The sequence below is a fragment of the Marisediminitalea sp. genome, assembly GCF_984433645.1.
The window spans coordinates 1-19,739 of sequence record NZ_CFIDRX010000014.1 but is presented as its reverse complement, the minus strand read 5'-3'; the positions used below and the strand labels follow the sequence as shown (position 1 = coordinate 19,739).

Annotated in this window: 17 protein-coding genes; 2 read left to right on the top strand and 15 right to left on the bottom strand. The window is 48.5% G+C overall.

Annotated elements, in window-relative coordinates:
- Positions 1-20: 20 nt before the first annotated feature.
- The 15 genes from dnaE to rpsB form a co-directional block, all read right to left on the bottom strand.
- Positions 21-3,485, bottom strand: a complete 3,465-nt coding sequence (gene dnaE, locus AC4MRN_RS03500) for a DNA polymerase III subunit alpha (RefSeq protein ID WP_491202530.1) — start codon at positions 3,483-3,485, stop codon at positions 21-23.
- A gap of 18 nt (positions 3,486-3,503) precedes the next feature.
- The gene (rnhB, locus tag AC4MRN_RS03495) at positions 3,504-4,100 is read right to left on the bottom strand and encodes a ribonuclease HII (RefSeq protein ID WP_491202529.1); all 597 of its coding nucleotides are present in this window, start codon (positions 4,098-4,100) and stop codon (positions 3,504-3,506) included.
- Complete coding sequence (lpxB, locus tag AC4MRN_RS03490; RefSeq protein ID WP_491202528.1) at positions 4,093-5,247, bottom strand: lipid-A-disaccharide synthase; 1,155 nt, start codon at positions 5,245-5,247, stop codon at positions 4,093-4,095. Before lpxB ends, rnhB begins: the two co-directional genes overlap by 8 nt.
- A 3-nt stretch (positions 5,248-5,250) precedes the next feature.
- On the bottom strand, positions 5,251-6,021 hold the full coding sequence (lpxA, locus tag AC4MRN_RS03485; RefSeq protein ID WP_073319289.1) for an acyl-ACP--UDP-N-acetylglucosamine O-acyltransferase: 771 nt from the start codon (positions 6,019-6,021) through the stop codon (positions 5,251-5,253).
- Between the two features lies 1 nt (position 6,022).
- Entirely contained in the window at positions 6,023-6,472 is a 450-nt protein-coding gene (gene fabZ, locus AC4MRN_RS03480) for a 3-hydroxyacyl-ACP dehydratase FabZ (RefSeq protein WP_073319292.1), read from the bottom strand.
- 166 nt (positions 6,473-6,638) lie between these two features.
- Positions 6,639-7,154, bottom strand: coding sequence for an OmpH family outer membrane protein (locus AC4MRN_RS03475; protein ID WP_084526243.1), 516 nt, complete (start codon positions 7,152-7,154; stop codon positions 6,639-6,641).
- 40 nt (positions 7,155-7,194) lie between these two features.
- Positions 7,195-9,672, bottom strand: a complete 2,478-nt coding sequence (gene bamA / locus AC4MRN_RS03470) for an outer membrane protein assembly factor BamA (protein WP_073319295.1) — start codon at positions 9,670-9,672, stop codon at positions 7,195-7,197.
- 52 nt (positions 9,673-9,724) lie between these two features.
- Positions 9,725-11,080, bottom strand: coding sequence for a sigma E protease regulator RseP (rseP, locus tag AC4MRN_RS03465; RefSeq protein WP_073319298.1), 1,356 nt, complete (start codon positions 11,078-11,080; stop codon positions 9,725-9,727).
- Positions 11,081-12,259 carry a 1-deoxy-D-xylulose-5-phosphate reductoisomerase gene (gene ispC, locus AC4MRN_RS03460; protein ID WP_370240175.1) on the bottom strand — a complete coding sequence of 393 codons (1,179 nt, stop codon included), beginning with the start codon at positions 12,257-12,259 and terminating at the stop codon, positions 11,081-11,083.
- Positions 12,259-13,122, bottom strand: coding sequence for a phosphatidate cytidylyltransferase (locus AC4MRN_RS03455; protein ID WP_491202527.1), 864 nt, complete (start codon positions 13,120-13,122; stop codon positions 12,259-12,261). The genes ispC and AC4MRN_RS03455 overlap by 1 nt, the downstream gene beginning before the upstream one ends.
- A 46-nt stretch (positions 13,123-13,168) precedes the next feature.
- Positions 13,169-13,870 carry a polyprenyl diphosphate synthase gene (gene uppS / locus AC4MRN_RS03450; protein WP_245819136.1) on the bottom strand — a complete coding sequence of 234 codons (702 nt, stop codon included), beginning with the start codon at positions 13,868-13,870 and terminating at the stop codon, positions 13,169-13,171.
- A gap of 92 nt (positions 13,871-13,962) precedes the next feature.
- Entirely contained in the window at positions 13,963-14,520 is a 558-nt protein-coding gene (frr, locus tag AC4MRN_RS03445; protein WP_073319322.1) for a ribosome recycling factor, read from the bottom strand.
- 18 nt (positions 14,521-14,538) lie between these two features.
- On the bottom strand, positions 14,539-15,282 hold the full coding sequence (pyrH, locus tag AC4MRN_RS03440; protein ID WP_155015515.1) for a UMP kinase: 744 nt from the start codon (positions 15,280-15,282) through the stop codon (positions 14,539-14,541).
- Positions 15,283-15,472: 190 nt separating this feature from the next.
- On the bottom strand, positions 15,473-16,345 hold the full coding sequence (gene tsf / locus AC4MRN_RS03435; RefSeq protein ID WP_475069800.1) for a translation elongation factor Ts: 873 nt from the start codon (positions 16,343-16,345) through the stop codon (positions 15,473-15,475).
- A gap of 117 nt (positions 16,346-16,462) precedes the next feature.
- Positions 16,463-17,194 carry a 30S ribosomal protein S2 gene (gene rpsB, locus AC4MRN_RS03430; protein ID WP_073319328.1) on the bottom strand — a complete coding sequence of 244 codons (732 nt, stop codon included), beginning with the start codon at positions 17,192-17,194 and terminating at the stop codon, positions 16,463-16,465.
- 361 nt (positions 17,195-17,555) lie between these two features.
- Between rpsB and map the strand changes: the two genes are divergently transcribed.
- Together map and AC4MRN_RS03420 are read left to right on the top strand one after the other, a co-directional pair.
- Positions 17,556-18,350, top strand: a complete 795-nt coding sequence (gene map, locus AC4MRN_RS03425) for a type I methionyl aminopeptidase (RefSeq protein ID WP_073319330.1) — start codon at positions 17,556-17,558, stop codon at positions 18,348-18,350.
- A gap of 115 nt (positions 18,351-18,465) precedes the next feature.
- Positions 18,466-19,739, top strand: a 1,274-nt coding sequence (locus tag AC4MRN_RS03420; protein WP_491202526.1) for a [protein-PII] uridylyltransferase family protein, incomplete at its 3' end; no start/stop codon positions are given.

Genomic DNA, 19,739 nt, shown 5'->3' with positions numbered 1-19,739 from the left:
TTCCGGGCAAATCCACTGTGTTAATGAAAGGCCAGCTTCACTGCCTGTTCACCCAAACACTGCTTCAACTCGTGCAGTAACTGATCTTCGGGTGTGATGTACCAGTGTGCACCGCACTTAAGGGAAACTGCAACATCTGGATGTAAAATATCTAACTGTACCGGACAACTTCCGCCGGAATAGGATTGCAAAATTGATTGCAACGACGCTAACTTGTCAGGTTTACACCATTGCGTATCAACTTGCAATGCTAGGGCTCGCGCGTTTTTCTCGCGGGCCTGTACAATGTCCATTGCATCTCGGGCGGTGATTGTATTGCCACCCGAGAAATCATCAAAGCTGACCTGTCCTTTTATCAGCAGAATTCTGTCGGATTCCAGTATAGACTCGAATTGTTCATACATATCGGGGAAGAAACGCACATCCATTCGTGCACTTTTATCGTCGAGGGTAACGATAGCCCAGCGACGCCCCTTTTTGTTGGTCATTACCCGTACACCAAGTACCAGACCCACAGCTGTACTCATCTGGTCTTTGCCCGTTGGACGCAGGTCTACGAGTCGCCCGTCAATGTAATTTCTTATCTCGTCTGCATACTGATTTATGGGGTGTCCGGTCAAATACAAGCCCAGCGTCTCTTTTTCCCCTTCTAACCAGACTTTTTCCGGCCATTTAGGCACGTCGGCAAAGGCTTGCTCAACCTGCTCTGGCTCTGTAGTTAACAGGCCAAACATATCGGATTGGCCGAACGATTCGGCTTTGGCATGCTGGTCAGCGGCGGCAATCGCTTCTGGTAACGTTGCCATCAGCGCCGCACGGTGAGGACCGAGATTGTCCATCGCTCCAGACAGCACCAGCTTCTCCAATACACGCTTGTTGACGCGCTTTAAATCAACCTTGGCGCAGAAATCGAATAAATCAGTAAAAGCACCGTGTGTTTCACGGGCTTCAATAATGGCTTCTATCGGGCCTTCGCCCACCCCTTTGATTGCGCCGATACCATAAACAATGCGACCTTCTGCATCCACGGTAAATTTGTAACGGCCTTTATTCAAATCCGGCGGCAGGATTTCCATTTCCATGCGACCGACTTCGTCTACCAGGGTGACGATTTTGTCGGTGTTGTCCATATCCGCTGACATTACCGCCGCCATAAACTCGGCAGGGTAATGCACTTTTAGCCAAAGCGTCTGGTACGACACCAGGGCATAGGCTGCGGAGTGCGATTTGTTAAATCCGTAACCGGCGAATTTTTCCACCAGATCAAAGATTTTCATCGCCAGATTAGGGTCGATATTGTTGTTCTTTGCGCCTTCCTCAAAGGTTGAGCGCTGCTTGGCCATCTCTTCGGGTTTCTTCTTACCCATCGCCCGGCGAAGCAAGTCAGCGCCACCCAGGCTGTACCCTGACATTTCCTGAGCGATCTGCATAACCTGTTCCTGATACAGGATGATACCGTAGGTGGGCTCCAGGATTTCTTTCAGGCATTCGTGCTGGTATTCCGCATCCGGATACGAAATCTCTTCGCGGCCGTGCTTACGGTCGATAAAGTTATCTACCATACCCGACTGCAGAGGACCCGGGCGGAACAGTGCTACCAAAGCGATGATATCTTCAAAGCAGTCAGGCTTCAGGCGCTTGATCAGCTCTTTCATACCGCGGGATTCAAGCTGGAATACTGCGGTGGTCTCTGCCGCTTGTAGCGAGCGGAAACTCTTTTTGTCTTCTAATGGAATGGCGGCGATATCGACGTCTATCCCCTGCCCTTCCTTGATCATGTCCAGCGCCCACTGAATAATGGTGAGCGTCCGTAACCCCAGGAAGTCGAACTTAACCAGACCCGCGGTTTCAACGTCGTTTTTATCGAACTGGGTAACCGGGTTTTTCCCTTCGTCATCGCAATACAGCGGCGCGAAGTCAGTGATCTTGGTAGGCGCAATAACCACGCCCCCGGCGTGTTTACCGGCGTTACGGGTAACCCCTTCCAGAATCCGCGCCATGTCGATGAGTTCGCGGACTTCCTCATCCATATCATAGAGTTCAGGTAATCGTGGCTCGGCTTCAAAAGCCTTTTTCAGGGTCATACCGGGATCAGGCGGTATCAACTTAGATATACGGTCAACAAAGCCGTAAGGGTGACCAAGTACCCGGCCTACGTCACGTACAACGGCTTTTGCAGCCATGGTGCCGAAGGTAATGATCTGCGATACCGCGTCACGGCCGTATAATTCAGCGACGTGATCGATTACCTCGTCCCTTCTGTCCATACAGAAGTCAACGTCGAAGTCGGGCATGGATACCCGCTCCGGGTTAAGGAATCGTTCGAATAGCAGGTCAAACTCCAGCGGGTCCAGATCGGTAATCTTTAGCGCGTATGCCACCAATGAACCAGCACCAGACCCCCGTCCGGGCCCAACCGGAATATTGTTGTCCTTACTCCACTGGATAAACTCCATTACGATGAGGAAGTAACCCGGGAACCCCATCTGGTTGATTACCCCAAGCTCAATATCCAAACGTTCATCGTATTCCGGACGCCGTTTCGCCCGCTCTTCCTCGTCTGGGAATAGAAATTCAAGACGCTCTTCCAAGCCTTCTTTAGACACTTTTACCAGAAAATCTTCGGTGGTCATGCCGCCGGTTGGAAATTGAGGCAGGAAATATTCACCAAGGCGAACGGTTACATTACAGCGCTTGGCAATTTCAACCGTATTCGCTAATGCTTCTGGAATATCTTCGAACAGCGACGCCATTTCCTCGCCCGTGCGAAGATACTGCTGATCGCTGTAAAGCTTAGGACGACGCTTATCGTCCAGGGTATAACCATCGTGGATACTGACACGGATTTCATGAGCATCAAAACCGGCTTGCTCAATAAAACAGACTTCATTGGTTGCTACCACAGGCAAGTCAGCTGACTCAGCTAAGGCTACCGCACTGTGATTATAATCTTCCTCACCACGTCGGCCCGTACGCATTAATTCTAAATAGAACCTGTCAGGAAAATGGGTCTGGTAAAACGCCAGATTATCTTCCAGCAAGCGAGGGTTATTCTTTGCCAGGCACAGCCCTATATCGCCGCGCATGCCCCCCGACAACACGATAACACCTTCGGCGTGTTCGGCCAGCCAGTCTTTGTCTATGACGGCGCGCTGAGCGACATGCCCACGCAGATAAGCCTTGGATATCAGCAGGGTAATATTCTTATACCCATCATTGTTCATGGCCAGCAAAGTTAAGCGGAAAGGATCTTCGTTAAAATCGTCGCTTTGTACCCAAAAATCACAGCCAATAATGGGCTTAATCCCACGAGAATGCGACTCGGAATAGAACTTAACCAGTCCACACATGTTCATTTGGTCGGTGATCGCCACCGCAGGCATGCCGAGTTCCTGAACTTTATCCAGTATGGGCTTCACCTTGTTCAGGCCATCCATCATAGAGAAATCAGAATGGACACGTAAATGAACGAAATTCACTGACATAGTTGTGATATACCTTTACTACTTAGCCGCGGCTTCAGGCCCTGCCACTACCGCTTGAACCGGCTTAAAACTCTTTCGATAACAGGATAATACACCGTACCGGGCAATGGCTTCAAAGTGCGCTTTGGTGGGATACCCCTTATGCGCAGCAAACCCGTATTCCGGATGCAGTTTGTCTAGCGCAATCATATCATCATCCCGAGCCACTTTGGCGATAATAGACGCCGCTGAAATTTCCGCGTGTTTGCTATCCCCTTTCACAACGGCTTCAGCACTATACTGCCATTGAGGTAAACGGTTTCCGTCGACTCTGACAAATTCAGGGGTGATTATTAGTCCTTCCACCGCACGGACCATGGCTAACATGGTGGCGTGTAAAATATTGATGCGGTCGATTTCTTCTGGCGTCGCGCGCCCGATCGACCAGGCCAGCGCATGTTGCTTAATCTGCTCAGCCAGTAAAAGTCGTTTTTTCTCGCTCAGCTTTTTTGAGTCAGCCAAGCCTTCAATAGGATGATTGGGGTCCAGAATGACAGCAGCGGTAACCACATCCCCGACTAACGGGCCACGGCCTACTTCGTCTACCCCGGCTATAAAGCGGTAGTCATTACTCATTAATTACCTCAATTACTGCATCAGCGGCACGCTCATCGGCATTTTGCTTTAACGATTGATGAAGTCGGGTGAAAGCAGCTACCAACGCTGTGGTATCAGAAGAGAATAACGCAAACAGTTCCTGACTTAATCGTTCTGGGTTTACGTCTTCCTGCAGAAGTTCAGGAATAAGTGCTTCGTTGGCTAAAATGTTCGGTAGCGCAAAGTATTTCGGCTTGTACATGCGTTGCATCATTTTATGTGTAAGCCACGATAACAGATAAGCGGCTACCATCGGTCGTTTACATAACATGGCTTCGAGTGTCGCCGTGCCGGAGGCCAGTAAAATAACATCACTGGCGATCATGGCGTCGCGTGACTGTCCTTCAACCAGCACAACGCGCTTGTCGTTTAACCAGGCGGGTAGATGGTCCTGTAAGTACTCGTGAATTTGCTGCGTGCGGGCCTGATTAGCGGCCGGAATGACGATCTGGAGATCGGGTATTTTCTGCCACAGCTTTTCTACCGTTTGAGCGAAGACTGGCAGTAGTTTAGCAACTTCACCGCGTCGGCTACCGGGTAACATCGCCAGACAGGATGAATCTAACGACAACTTTAACGTTTGTCTTGCTGCAGCCTGATCCGGTTCAATAGGAATAATATCGGCCATGGTATGACCAACAAAAGAATACGGTATTTGGTACTTGTCGTAGACTTCGTGCTCGAAAGGAAAAATCCCCAACACGCGATGGGTTGCCTTGGCGATTTTGAATATACGTTTCTCACGCCATGCCCAAACGGTGGGACTCACGTAATGAACGGTTTTAATGCCTTTTGCTTTTAGGACTTTTTCGACCCGTAAATTAAAGTCTGGCGCATCAACGCCAATATACACATCCGGGGGATGCTTTTCGAAGTGTTCAATCAGGGCGTTTTTTACCCCCAGAATGCGGCGAATACTGGAAAGTACTTCCACTAGTCCCATCACAGACAAAATTTCAATGTCGAATAAGCTCTTGCAGCCAGCGGCCTGCATATTCGGACCAGCAATGCCTTCAAATACGGCATTGGGGTAATGGCGTTTTAATGCGCGGATCATACCCGCAGCGAGGACATCACCTGATGCCTCGCCAGCGACGACCGCTATCCGTAACGGTGCATTAGACATGTGCTATCGAACAATACCGCGCTCTGCGCCGGCTAAAAAGGTAATCAACATACCTATTTCCGGGCATTCGTCGGCCATTTCCGTTAGCTTTTTGATGGCTTCTTCCAGCGTGTTGTTGTCTCGATAAATCACTTTATAGGCCCGTTTGATAGCCATAATTGTTTCTTTACCGAACCCTCTACGCTTGAGGCCTTCTGAATTGATTCCCTGCGGAATGTGTTTGGTGCCACTTACCATCACGTAAGGCGGTACATCTCGCAGTATAATTGCGCCACCGCCGGTAAAGGCGTGTGCGCCAATTTTACAGAACTGGTGTACCGCTGTGGTACCACCCAAAATGGCATAGTCACCAATTTCAACGTGTCCAGCTACCGCCACATTATTCGCCAGAATGGTGTTATCGCCGATAACACAATCGTGGGCAACATGGGCGTTGACCATCAGCAGGTTGTTCGAACCGATACGGGTTATCCCTTCGTCCTGCACTGTACCGCGATGGACTGTTACGCCCTCGCGAAAAATATTGTTGTCGCCAACAATCAGTTCAGTACGCTCACCGGCGTATTTTTTGTCCTGACAGTCTTCACCAATCGACGTAAACTGGTAAAAGTGATTACCGCGACCGATGCGGCTGGGACCTTTGATCACTACATGCGATTCGACCCGGCAATCATCACCAAGTACGACATCGTCACCAATTATCGAAAACGGGCCTACTGATACGTTGTTGCCAATCTTCGCGTTTGGTGAAATCACAGCAGTTGAATGAATCACGTTATTGTTTCTCTCTCATTGCACACATGAACTCTGCGCTACAAGCTTCTTCGCCATCTACACTGGCCACACCTTTAAACTTCCAGATGCCACGGCGTTCTTTCACCAGGCATACCTCAAAGTCGAGTCTGTCGCCCGGTGTTACCGGACGCTTGAAGCGCGCGTTATCGATACCTGCATACAAGTATAGCTTATCGCTTTTACCTACGGTTTTAAAACCGAGAATACCCGCTGCCTGCGCCATGGCTTCTAAAATTAACACACCTGGAAATATAGGATAATCCGGGAAATGGCCAGTAAAACAAGGCTCGTTAAGGGTGATATTTTTATACGCCTTAATGCTCACGCCCAGTTCGTAATCAGTTACGCGGTCGATAAGTAAAAATGGGTACCGATGTGGTAGTAAATCCATGATTTCACGGATTTCAATAATATTAAGTGAACTGGCCAAAAACTCTCTCCTTTGACACGATAGTAGCAGCAGGCGTCCTGAATGGCTTTTGCTGCTATGACTTCATCTGGGCCGCAACCTTACGCGTTAATCACTTAAAAACAAATCAGACCAACACCTGCGTATTGGTCTGATTTGGGTCGTATTTCGATGAAGTGAATCCGAATTAGTTTATCTTGCTAACCTGATCGAATACTTGTTGAGATAGGTCGTTGCTCTCGTCCACATAAACAATAGCTGGCGCATCCAGAACAATGTCATAGCCTTCTTTCGCAGCAACCGCGTCGATGGCCTGCTTGATCAGGGCCAACAGTTTGTTGCGCTCTTCGTTTTGGCGACGTTGGATGTTTTGCTGAAGTGGCTGAACTTTCTGGCTCAACTGCTCACGTACTGAAAGGATTTTCTCTTCCAGCTCTTTCTTTTCCTGGGCGCTCATGGTTGCTGCATCACGCTGAAGTTTTTCAGTGTAAAGCTGACCATCACGTTGCAATAAGTTTACTTCATCTACCTGCTCTTTGAATTCCATTTGAATGGCATTCTGAATCTCGGCTGCTTGAGGCAGAGATTGGAAAATTTCCTGAACATTTACCACACCAATTTTCTGTTCTGCCATTGCTGCAGTACTAAACATTGCGCTACCTAACATAGCCGATGCGATTGCGTATTTTGCCAACTTTTTCAAAAGGTGCTCCTTTTCAATTCTGGTCTATGCCAGCTTAATTTTAAAATGTTTGTCCAATATTAAAGGTAAAGAACTTAGCGTCATCACCGTCACGCTCTTTAAGCGCTCTGGAGAAACTAAATACCATTGGTCCCATTGGAGAAATCCATTGTACCGATAGACCGGCGGAACTTCTAAACAAAGTCCAATCCGAGAAATCTAATAGTTCGGCCCCCGTTGTACCGTTGTTTAACTGCGCGTATTCTTCGTAATCAAACTCAGTATCCCAGACGTTACCCACGTCAATGAACATACTTGTTCTGACTGAGTTAGATGAGTCTTCTTCCACAAATGGCGTGGGAACAATCAGCTCAACACCACCCAGCGCCATGGCGTTACCACCCAGGCTACGTCGGGACAAAGCAATCGTATCATTAGAAGGATCACCCGGTACAACTGTACCGTCGGGTAGTGTCGTAGAGTTACCGACACTACTTCTTCTAATTCCACGAGGCCCTACTGTGTTGTTCTCAAAGCCGCGCAAGGTATCTGCGCCACCTGCAGTAAAGTTTTCGTTAAATGGCAGTATCTGGTCATTACCATTGATGTCGCCATAACCATTACCATAACCCAACCGCAGTTTTGTCAGAACCGACCAACGCTGATTACGGGTCAATGGGAAATAGAATCGAGCATCATATACTGTTTTAAAGTAGTTCACATCAGAATTTGGTGTGGTGATACTAAATGAGGCGCGCTGTGATGACCCCGCAGTTGGGAATAAACCACGGTTCAGTGTAACACGGCTCCAGGCCGCCGACGCTTGCAAACTGGTGTAAGCAATAGGCGCATCCGGGTTATTCTCATTGGTAAACTGCTCGTAGAAGCGGTTTGTTTGTTCGTAGTACCCACGATTCGACAACTCAATATCAGAGTACGTCAAACCAAACGTGATACGGTTAAATTCATCAATAGGGTAACCAATCGTTCCACCTACAGACCAACGCTTTGAATTGTACTGAATAACGTTAAAGCTTGAACCGTCGAACTCACTGTACGCGATGGTACCGCCCAAACTAATACCGTCGATAGTGAAGAAAGGATCGGTATAAGATAGCTGGGCCTGTTTCTGGTATGACACTGTACTCAGGTTGATGCCGATTCTCTTACCCGTTCCCAGGAAGTTATCCTGCTGAATACCCGCTTGTAAGCCCAGTCGGGTCTGATCACCATAGCTGATGCCCGCATTGAACGAGCCTGAAGGTTGTTCTTTAACATTAAACTCTACGTCTACCTGATCGTCTTTACCAGGAATACGCACAGTTTCAAATTCTACCTCTTCCATGTACGTCAAACGCGACATGCTGTTTTTGGACGTCTCCAGCATGGAGTTTGACAACCAGGTACCTTCCATTTGCACGACATTTTGACGCAGCACTTCATCGGCAGTGATGGTGTTACCGTTGAAGTTAATACGACGCACATAAATACGTTTGCCAGGGTCGACCCGCAGCGTTAACTTAACGGTTTTGTCTTCGTCGTTGATTTCAGGCACTGTTGTGACAGTAGGATACGCATAACCAAAGCGGCCGAGATACTTGCTTATATACTCTTCGGTATACGTAACCTCTGCCTGACTGTAAAGTTCACCCGGAGTCAACGGCAGCACTTTCTCAATGAAATCTTCATGCCCCAGTAAGTCGCCGACTAACTCTACATCTGAAATAGTGTACTGCTCGCCCTCGGTAATATTGAGTGAGATATAAATACCGTCTTTTTCAGGTGACATAGCCACCTGGGTCGAGTCAACATTGAAACGCAGGTAACCGCGGTCCATGTAGAAATTACGTAGAGTTTCCATATCGCCTTGCAGCGTTTGCTGCTGGTAGCGGGTTTCCGACAAGAAATCATACCAGGCGGTGTTGTATTGCAGCTCAAAGTCTTCCAGCAATTCGGTATCGCTGAACAACTCGTTGCCGACAATATTAATTTGCTTAATTTCGGCGGCATCACCTTCTTCAAACAACAGCTTCAGGTCAACACGGTTTCGAGGCAGCGGCGTAACAATAGCGGTTACATCTGCGTTGTATTTACCAATACTGTAGAAGAAGTCTTTCAACCCGTTTTCAATAGACGTGAGTACGGTTTTATCTAACGGCTCACCCACGCGGATGTTGTTACCGTCCAGACTTTCCTGTAACTGCTCGTCTTTAATATCATCGTTGCCTTCAAAAATGATGTTACTGATGGTTGGACGCTCGGCCACGCGTATGATCAGCGTATTGCCATCGCGCATTACCGCAATATTTTCAAAGTGGGTCGAGGAATACAGAGAACGGATAAGCTGGGTAATACGGAATGTATTCAGCTCGTCGCCCTTCTGCACAGGTATGTACGTTAACGCGGCACCTAATGCCACACGCTGTAACCCTTCAACCCGGATATCTTCAACTACAAATTCGCTATTGCTGGATGCAGCGTTCGCTAAGCTAGCACTGGAGTACAAAAGTCCGGCTACAACTAACTGATTAAACTTCATCTATTCTTTTTCTTCCTGCTGCGTTCGCGTTTTTCTTGCTACGACCGTCTGTTTAAGACAGCCGCGTAATATCGTTAAATATGGCGATGCTCATAATCGTAAACAGCAGCATGGCGCCAATCTTAAATCCCCATTCTTGTATCTCTTCGGATACCGGCTTTCCAGTTAGCCATTCGATGGTGAAGTACATTAAATGCCCGCCATCCAACATTGGCAGGGGTAACAAATTCACTATGCCCAGGTTCACGCTGATCAAAGCCAGGAAACTCAGGAAATACACCAATCCGTAACCTGCGCTACTGCCTGCACCTTGTGCAATGGAAATGGGGCCGCTTAGGTTTTTCACTGACACATCGCCAGTCACCAGCTTGCCAATCATTTCAATACTCAGCGTCATCAAACGCCAGGTTTTGTCGACCGCTTTCCCCATGGCTTCAAACACACCATACTGGTGAGTGAATACATACCCTTCCGGCCATGCCTCGGCATAGGGACTTACGCCCAGATAGCCATCTTGCCCCTCTGGGGTATCACGGCGCCCAATTGTGGCAGAAAGGTCATAGGTTTGACCAGCCCTGTTTACACTTAACGTAACATGCTCACCGGGGTTGTCTTTCACAAAAGCCACCAGACTTTGCCAGTCCGCCACCGTTTCACCGTTAAGTGCAACGATAGTGTCACCAACCTGAACCCCCGCTGACTTTGCTGCTGAGCCTTCGCCCACAAACGCTACGTTTAGCGTTGCTGCAGGTGTAAACGGGGTAATGCCGACACTGCGTAAAGGAGACTCTGAATCTGAATCAAAGTTCCATCCATCTATCAATAACTCGCGTTGTTGTGTAACACCATTGGCATTTTTTACGGTAACAGCCATGCTGCTGTCACCCACATGGGAGATCAACTCAAAGTTCACAGCTTCCCAGTCGGGGGTATGTCTGCTTCCCACCTGAATAATTTCATCACCCGCAGCCAAACCGGCATTTGCAGCGATACTTTGCGGGGCAATGTCACCTATAACGGGTTTTACCGTACTGATACCGATCAAAAACATCGCATACAGGGCTATGGCAGCAAATATAAAGTTCACGCCTGGACCGGCCGCAATGATAGCCATTCGCTTGGCAACACTCTGGCGATTAAACGCCTGGGAAGACAGCTCTGCGGGCACGTCATCAACCCGTTCATCCAGCATACGGACATAACCGCCCAGTGGAATTGCAGCCACTACAAATTCAGTACCATTGCTGCCTTGTTTCCGCCACAACGGCTTGCCAAAGCCAATAGAAAATCGTTTTACGTAAACACCACACAACCGTGCCACATAATAATGACCCCATTCGTGTACGGCGACTAAAATGCCCAGTGCAACAATAAACGCACCAGCGTTACGTAAAAACTCAAATACCACTTAACCTTCCTCGACTAGTGCCAGCGCAGCCAAACGGGCTTGCTTGTCCAGCTCTCGAATTTGTTGGATTGATGAAACTTCGGTTGGTTCAAACCGATTTAGAATTTCTTCGTTAATTTGCGCAATTTGGGTAAAGCCAATTCGGTTTTCGAGGAAAGCCTGAACTGCGATTTCATTGGCAGCGTTTAAACGCGTTGTGGCCGACTGCCCTACCCGACAGGCTTCAATGGCTAGGTAAAGATTAGGGTATCGGGTTGCGCATGGCGTGGTAAAACTCAGGTCCGCCAGCGTAGAAAAATCCAATGGTGCCACACCAGCATCAATGCGGTTGGGGTACCCCAGACCGTAAGCGATCGGCGTACGCATATCAGGATTGCCCAACTGGGCTAATACTGAACCGTCGATGTATTGCACCATAGAATGAATGGTGCTTTGCGGATGCAGAACCACCTGAATATCATCTTGTCCCAAGCCAAATAACCAGCAAGCCTCAATAAACTCCAGGCCTTTGTTCATCATGGTAGCGGAATCAACAGATATCTTGCGTCCCATGCTCCAGTTTGGGTGAGCACAGGCTTCATCAGGCGTGATATCCATAAACGATTGTAAATCCCGTTCGCGGAAAGGGCCACCCGACCCGGTAAGCAGTATCTTACTGATGCCTGAAGCGTCCAAATCGCCGTAGCGAAAGTCCGCTGGCAAACATTGAAAAATCGCGTTGTGCTCACTGTCGATGGGCAATATTTCCGCTTTGGACTGTTTTGCGGCGTCGATAAACAACGCACCGGACATCACCAGTGATTCTTTATTGGCCAACAACACCCGCTTACCGGCTTTCACTGCCGCCAGTGTGGGTTCCAACCCCGCAGCGCCGACAATAGACGCCATCACTGTATCGACTTCAGCGGCAGAGGCGACTTCTTCCAGAGCGCGTTGTCCTGCCAGCACCTCCGAGCTCAATTCATAACGCTGGGCAAGTTCGTGGGCTTTGGCATAGTCTTGCTCGTCAGCCACAACTAAGTAGCGTGCGTGACAGGCTTTGGCTTGCTGTACCAGTCTCTCCAACTGCTTGTGACCGGTTATGGCAAACACCCGAAACAAGTCAGGATGACGCTGAATGACATCCAGCGTACTTTCGCCAATTGAGCCTGTTGCGCCTAATATTGTTACGGTTTGCATTACGCCATCCAGGTCACATAACAATACGCAAATACCGGGAAGGCAGCGGTAAGGCTGTCAATACGGTCGAGCAAACCACCGTGGCCAGGTAAAATTCGACCGCTGTCTTTAATGCCTGCGCAACGCTTAAACATACTTTCGTTAAGATCGCCCAGCGCAGACACGCCTACGGTAAGTCCTCCGATTAACAAGTGTAACCAAATTCGGGAGGATTCAACCTGATAGTGCAGTGCTGCGAATGCAATAATGGCAAATGACGCCATTACGCCACCGAACAAACCTTCGAAGGTTTTACCCGGCGATACGTTAGGACGAAGCTTATGCCGGCCAAACTTTACACCCACAAAGAACGCGCCGATATCGGCTGCCCAGACTATACCTAATACGTAAAATATCAACGATGCGCCGTAGAACGCATCCACATCGTATAAACTGGCACGTAACGATACCACAGCAACCCAGGTCGGAATGAGCGTTAACACACCAAATAGACAGCGTATCATCCAGCTTTTCTGCCAGAATTTTGAATAACGGGGATAAGCGATGATCATCGCCAGAGACACCAGCCACCATAGACAGGCAACAGATAAAATCCAGTGATACAGACTATTGAGTTTACCCTGATACCAAATCATGTCGGTATCGACTAATGCGATTAACCCCAAACAGAGGGCCAATAGCACAAATAAAAATGCAATTTTGTGTGGACGTTTTGGCAGGCCTGACATATTTGCCCATTCATAACCACCCAACGCAATGACACCAGCAATCACATATTGAAATGCGTTGAGAGGCAAAAACAGAATAGCCAGAATAGCAAGAGGCGCTAAGATTAGCGCCGTAATGATTCGTTGCTTTAGCATAAGAGAAGTCTTTCGTAAGAGGTTGTCATAATGCGAATAAAGGTGTTCACCCTTCAACCTCTTCCGCTTCGACCTGTTCACCGATTAAACCAAACCGACGCTGACGTTCACTGAAGTCTTTGACTGCCAGATAAAATGCCTCTTCATCAAAGTCAGGCCAGAGTACATCCGTGAAGTACAATTCTGCATAAGCGCATTGCCATAGCAGGAAATTACTGATTCGATGTTCACCACCGGTGCGGATCAATAAATCCAGCTCTGGCAGGCCCTGGGTAGACATATACTGATCGAATCCAGTCTCATCGATATTGTCAACCGCAACATTCCCAGCTGCGATGTCCTGCGCCATTTGCTTCGCCGCGTGCAGAATATCCCAACGCCCACCATAGTTGGCGGCGATATTCAGAACGAGATCCGTATTTTCCGACGTCATTTCTTCGGCTTTACGGATCTTACTAACCAGTTTATCGTCAAAGCGACTGAGATCACCCAGTACCTGCAAGCGTACGCCGTTTTTGTTCAGGCGCTTCGCTTCTTTGTTTAACACCAGGTTAAACAAATCCATTAACACGCTGACTTCTTCTTCCGGGCGCTTCCAGTTTTCACTACTGAAGGCAAATAAGGTGAGTACCTGAATATTGCTTTGACGGGCAAAACGCACCGCTGCACGCACTGACTCAACGCCAGCACGATGACCAAAGGTTCGAATCTTTCCCTTTTTCTTTGCCCAGCGACCGTTGCCATCCATGATGATAGCAACGTGCTGTGGCACCTTTAACGACGCGAGGCGCTCAGCCACCGTCGTTGCGATGTCATTTTCCGAAGGTTGCATAACGACAACTACACTTCCATTAATTCTTTTTCTTTATCTGCCAGCATGTTGTCGACAGTTTTAATGAATTCATTGGTCAGTGTTTGAATGTTCTCTTCCGCTGCACGGCTTTCGTCTTCACTGATCTCCTTTTCCTTCAGCAACTCTTTTACGTCACTGTTGGCGTCACGGCGAATGTTACGAATAGCCACACGGCCTTGTTCAGCTTCGTTACGTACCACGCGGATCAGGTCCTTACGACGCTCTTCTGTCAGTGGCGGTAATGGAATACGAATAGTAGTGCCCGCACTCATTGGGTTCAAACCCAGGCCAGACTGCATAATGGCTTTTTCAACGGCCTGAATGGCGCTCTTATCGAAAACAGTCAACGCCAGGGTACGGCTGTCTTCTGCCACGACGTTAGCAACCTGACGCAATGGCGTATCAACGCCATAATAGGGTACCTGGATACCGTCCAGTAGCGCCGGGTGTGCACGGCCGGTGCGGATTTTACTCAGTTGGCTTTTCAGCGCACTAATACTTTTTTCCATGCGCTCACGCGCATCTAATTCAATTTCATCAATCACGGTTAAATTCCTGTATTTTTATTTTTCGACACTGTCGCTGTGCGTAATCAGTGTGCCTTCAGGTTCGCCCATTACTACCCGCTTCAGGCAGCCAGGCTTATTCATATTAAATACACGTATGGGAAGACTGTGGTCCCGGGCCAATGTAAACGCCGATAAATCCATTACTTTCAGCTCTTTTTCCAGGACTTCCTGGTAAGAAAGTTGCGAGTACATTTGCGCTTCTGGATTTTTTACCGGGTCGTCGTTATAAACGCCGTCCACTTTTGTGGCCTTTAATACTGCATCCGCTTCAATTTCGATACCGCGCAAACAGGCTGCAGAATCGGTTGTGAAGAACGGGTTTCCGGTACCGGCCGAGAAAATGACTACACGACCAGACTTCAGCAAGCTGATTGCCTCTGCCCAGTTGTAAGCGTCACACACGCCATTCAGAGGAATAGCAGACATTAGACGGGCGTTTACAAACGCGCGGTGCAGCGCGTCACGCATGGCCAGGCCGTTCATCACCGTTGCCAGCATACCCATATGATCACCAACAACGCGGTTCATGCCAGCCTTTGCCAGTCCTTCACCGCGAAACAGGTTGCCACCGCCGATAACCAGCCCCACCTGTACACCCAACTCGACCAGCTCTTTGATTTCCTGCGCCATACGGTCGAGTACTTTGGGATCAATACCAAAGCCTTCTTTACCCATAAGCGCCTCACCACTCAGTTTAAGTAGTATGCGTCGGTAGGCGGATTTTGGTGTGATGCTCATTGTTATAGTTTCCTCTTGATTCGGCTTGGGTCATAGTTCGCTGTACAAATTATGAACCAAACCGACTTAATCGGTCGTTATGTCTCTGTGCGGCACTGTAGCCATGGCGGCTTACTCATAAAAAAGCACCCCCGAAGAGGTGCTCGTAAGTGTATCCGACATTGGCCGAATGCAAAAGTCAAACCGCCAATTATTTCTTAGCAGCTTCCATTTGCGCAGCAACTTCAGCCGCGAAATCTTCAGTTTTCTTCTCGATACCTTCACCCACTTCGAAACGTACGAAGTTAACAACATCGGCGCCCTTGCTCTTCAGCAGGTCACCAACAGATACAGAAGGATCTTTAACGAAAGGCTGACCAGTCAGGCTGATTTCGCCAGTGAATTTCTTCATACGACCAGCAACCATCTTCTCAGCGATGTCAGCAGGCTTGCCTGACTGCATAGCGATTTCGATTTGGATGGCTTTTTCTTTCTCTACTACTTCAGCTGGAACCTGGTCAGGCTTAACGAACTGAGGTACAGAAGCAGCAACGTGCATTGCAACGTCTTTCGCCAGCTCTTCTTCGCCGCCTTCAAGGATAGCCAGAACACCAATACGCGCACCGTGAGTGTATGCACCCAGGTTGTTACCTTCAACAGTCAGTACACGACGTGGAGAGATGTTTTCACCGATTTTAGCTACCAGTGTGTCACGAACGTCGCTTACTACGCCGCCTTCGATTTCAGAAGCGTTCAGTGCTTCGATATCGCTCAGGCTGTTCGCAAACGCAACGTCCAGCAATTTGTTACCGAAAGCCAGGAAGCCTTCGTCACGGGCTACGAAGTCAGTTTCACAGTTCAGTTCAAGGATAGTCGCTTTGCCACCTTCAACTTTAGTCAGGATTACACCTTCAGCAGCGATACGGCCTGCTTTCTTAGCGGCTTTAGCCTGACCTGACTTACGCATGTTCTCGATGGCCAGTTCGATGTCACCATCGGTTTCTACTAACGCTTTTTTGCAATCCAGCATGCCGGCGCCAGTACGTTCACGCAATTCTTTTACAAGTGCTGCAGTCACTGCCATTTTCAATTCCTCAGCAATAATTTTAAATTTAAGTTTAAAAGGGGCGACAGCCCCTCTTAGATAATTCGATAGTTAAGCAATGACCCCGAAGCAACTGCCTCAGGGTCATAAAGCAAATTACTCTGCTGCTTCGACGAAGTCGTCTTGTTCAGCTTGTACTTCCAGGTTGTTTTCACGACCTGAGTTTACTGCGTCAGCCGCAGCGTTTAAGTACAGTTGAATTGCACGGATTGCATCGTCGTTACCAGGGATGATGTAGTCAACACCGTCTGGGTTTGAGTTGGTATCAACCACTGCAACTACCGGGATACCCAGGTTGCGAGCTTCAGTTACCGCGATGTGCTCGTGATCAGCGTCGATTACGAACAATACATCTGGCAGACCGCCCATGTCTTTGATACCGCCCAGGCTGCTTTCCAGCTTGTCCATTTCACGCTGAAGCATCAGCGCTTCTTTTTTGGTCAGCTTTTCGAAAGTACCGTCCTGGCTTTGTTGCTCAAGATCTTTAAGACGCTTGATTGACTGACGAACTGTTTTCCAGTTGGTCAACATACCGCCCAACCAACGCTTGTTCACGTAGAATTGGTCACATTTTTGTGCCGCTTCTTTCACTGCATCGCCAGCAGCACGCTTAGTGCCTACGAACAGAACTTTACCTTTCTTAGCAGATACGCCAGACAGGAAGTTAAGTGCGTTGTTGAACAGTGGAACTGTTTTTTCAAGGTTGATGATATGAACTTTGTTACGTGCGCCAAAGATGAAAGGCTTCATTTTTGGGTTCCAGTAACGAGTTTGGTGACCAAAGTGCACGCCGGCTTTCAGCATGTCACGCATAGATACGTTTGCCATTGATATTTCCTCAATTGGGGTTAGGCCTCCATACACCCTTTGTATCGATCCGCAAGCGGACACCCCGACACGCAGTCATAGTGTATGTGTGTGTTTAAATTAAGTTTATACTCTTGAGTGTTGCAGCACTGTGACAGTATTGAAACGGCATCTGACTGGCAGATATTCCCAAAAGCGCGCGCTTTATACCACGAAGTGCCCGAAGACTCAAGAAAACAGGCCATATTGTCTGCATAAAAGCGTGTACAACTATACAGGGGCGGCGGTATTCGATACCATAGCCGCTCGCTAACCTGCCCCATTGTGTTTGAACCGGGCAGATTACACCGTATTACGATTTGCCAAATGAAAGAGGATTCGGGTGGCTGCAATTATCAAAACCGCTGAAGAAATCGAGAAAATGCGTGTCGCAGGACGTCTTGCGGCAGAAGTACTGACCATGATTGGCGACTACGTCAAAAAAGGGGTAACTACTGACGAGCTGAATACGATTTGTCACGATTACATTGTTAACCAACAGCAGGCCATTCCCGCGCCCCTGAATTACGGCCATCCGCCGTTTCCCAAATCGATCTGTACGTCGGTCAACCACGTTATTTGTCACGGCATCCCTGCCGACAAAAAACTGAAAGACGGCGATATTGTGAATATCGATGTCACGGTAATCAAAGACGGCTACCACGGTGACACCTCAAAAATGTTTGTCGTAGGCAAGCCAAGCATCATGGCAGAGCGCCTGATGCGCGTGACACAGGAATGTCTGTATAAGTCGATTCAGCAAGTTCGTCCTGGTATGCGTTTAGGTGACATTGGCCATATTTGCCAAACTCACGCCGAAGCACACAACTATTCAATTGTGCGTGAATATTGCGGCCATGGTATCGGCGCAGGCTTCCACGAAGAGCCGCAAATTGTACATTACGGTCGTCCAGGCACTGGTGAAGAATTGGTGCCTGGCATGTGCTTTACGATTGAACCCATGGTCAATGCGGGCAAACGGTATTCCAAAATTCTGCCCGACCAATGGACGGTAGTAACCAAAGACCGTAGTTTGAGTGCCCAGTGGGAGCATACACTACTGGTAACCGATGACGGCGTAGAGGTATTAACTCTGCGAGATGAAGAATCATTAGAGCGTTTTTATCATCATTCATAGTTTATGATCAGCCCGCAGGCTCTTGGGCCAGCGGGCTTTTTCTTGTCAGGTAAAACCCGCCGGTTTTGACGTTCGGCCTGACACTAAACCCTGAAGTCAACAAGTGGGTAGCTTTGTGAATTTACAACAGTTATGTGACAACGCATCATCGCTGGAATCTGTAGACGACATTAAGGCGATAAAAGAACTGGTGCAAAGCAGTTACGATTGGCTGACGGCATCATTTAACAAACAGCCTATTGATACGCTGGTCACGGGCCGCGCCACGTTCATCGACTGCTTGCTACAACGCATCTGGCACCTGTATGGCCTGGAAGACGCCAAGCACCTCGCACTCTGTGCTGTAGGTGGGTATGGCCGGGGACATTTACAGCCCTACTCAGATATCGACTTATTGATCGTAAGTAAAAAAGCACTTAAGCCCGATGTAAAAGAAAAAATCGGCATGTTTATCACCTTGTTATGGGATATCAAGCTCGATGTTGGGCAGTCAGTCAGAACCATAAAAGAAACCGTCAAGCTAGCCAAAGAAGACATCTCTATTGCAACCAACCTGGTTGAAAGCCGGTACCTGTGCGGATGTGAAGATACCTTCGAAGATTTGTGGCACGCCGTTAACGTTAAAAGCAGTTGGACCAGCCAGGCGTTTTTTGTAGCAAAATACGAAGAGCAACAAGCACGTCATGCCAAATTCAATGGGACCTCTTACAACCTGGAGCCCAATGTAAAAGAAAACCCCGGATGCTTGCGTGACATTCAGTCTATTGGCTGGGTGGCCAAGAAACACTTCCGTGAATACGATGGCTGGAATTTAGTCGGCCATGGTTACTTTACCGAAAATGAACACGCTGAATTAATCGAATGCCGCATGGCGCTGTGGCGGATCCGTTTTGCATTGCACATGGTTGCTGGCCGCAGCGAAAACCGCTTGTTATTCGATTATCAAACCGATGTTGCACGCATGCTCGAATACGGTGACGACAACAAAACCGCTGTGGAAAAGATGATGAAGGCGTTTTTCCGCACGGTACGTCGTGTAACCGAGCTTAACCAGTTACTACTACAACGCTTCCGTTATGACATGCTGAATCAGTCAATTCAGTGTCAGCAAACGATCAACGACGAATTTTGCTTGTCTGACGGGCGTATTTCACCACGTCACGAAAACGTCTTCCCAACACCGGAAGCCATTCTTGACTTCTTACGGGTGATTGCAGATACACCCGATACGGTAGGCCTGGATACTGATTGTATTCGCCAGTTGCGCAACGCACGCAGACGTTTCCAGGACACCTATTATGTGGAGCGAGAAGCTTGTCGCGTTAAGCTCATTGAGTTATTTAAACACCCGCACTTTTTTGACTTCGCCTGGGACATCATGCACCAGTA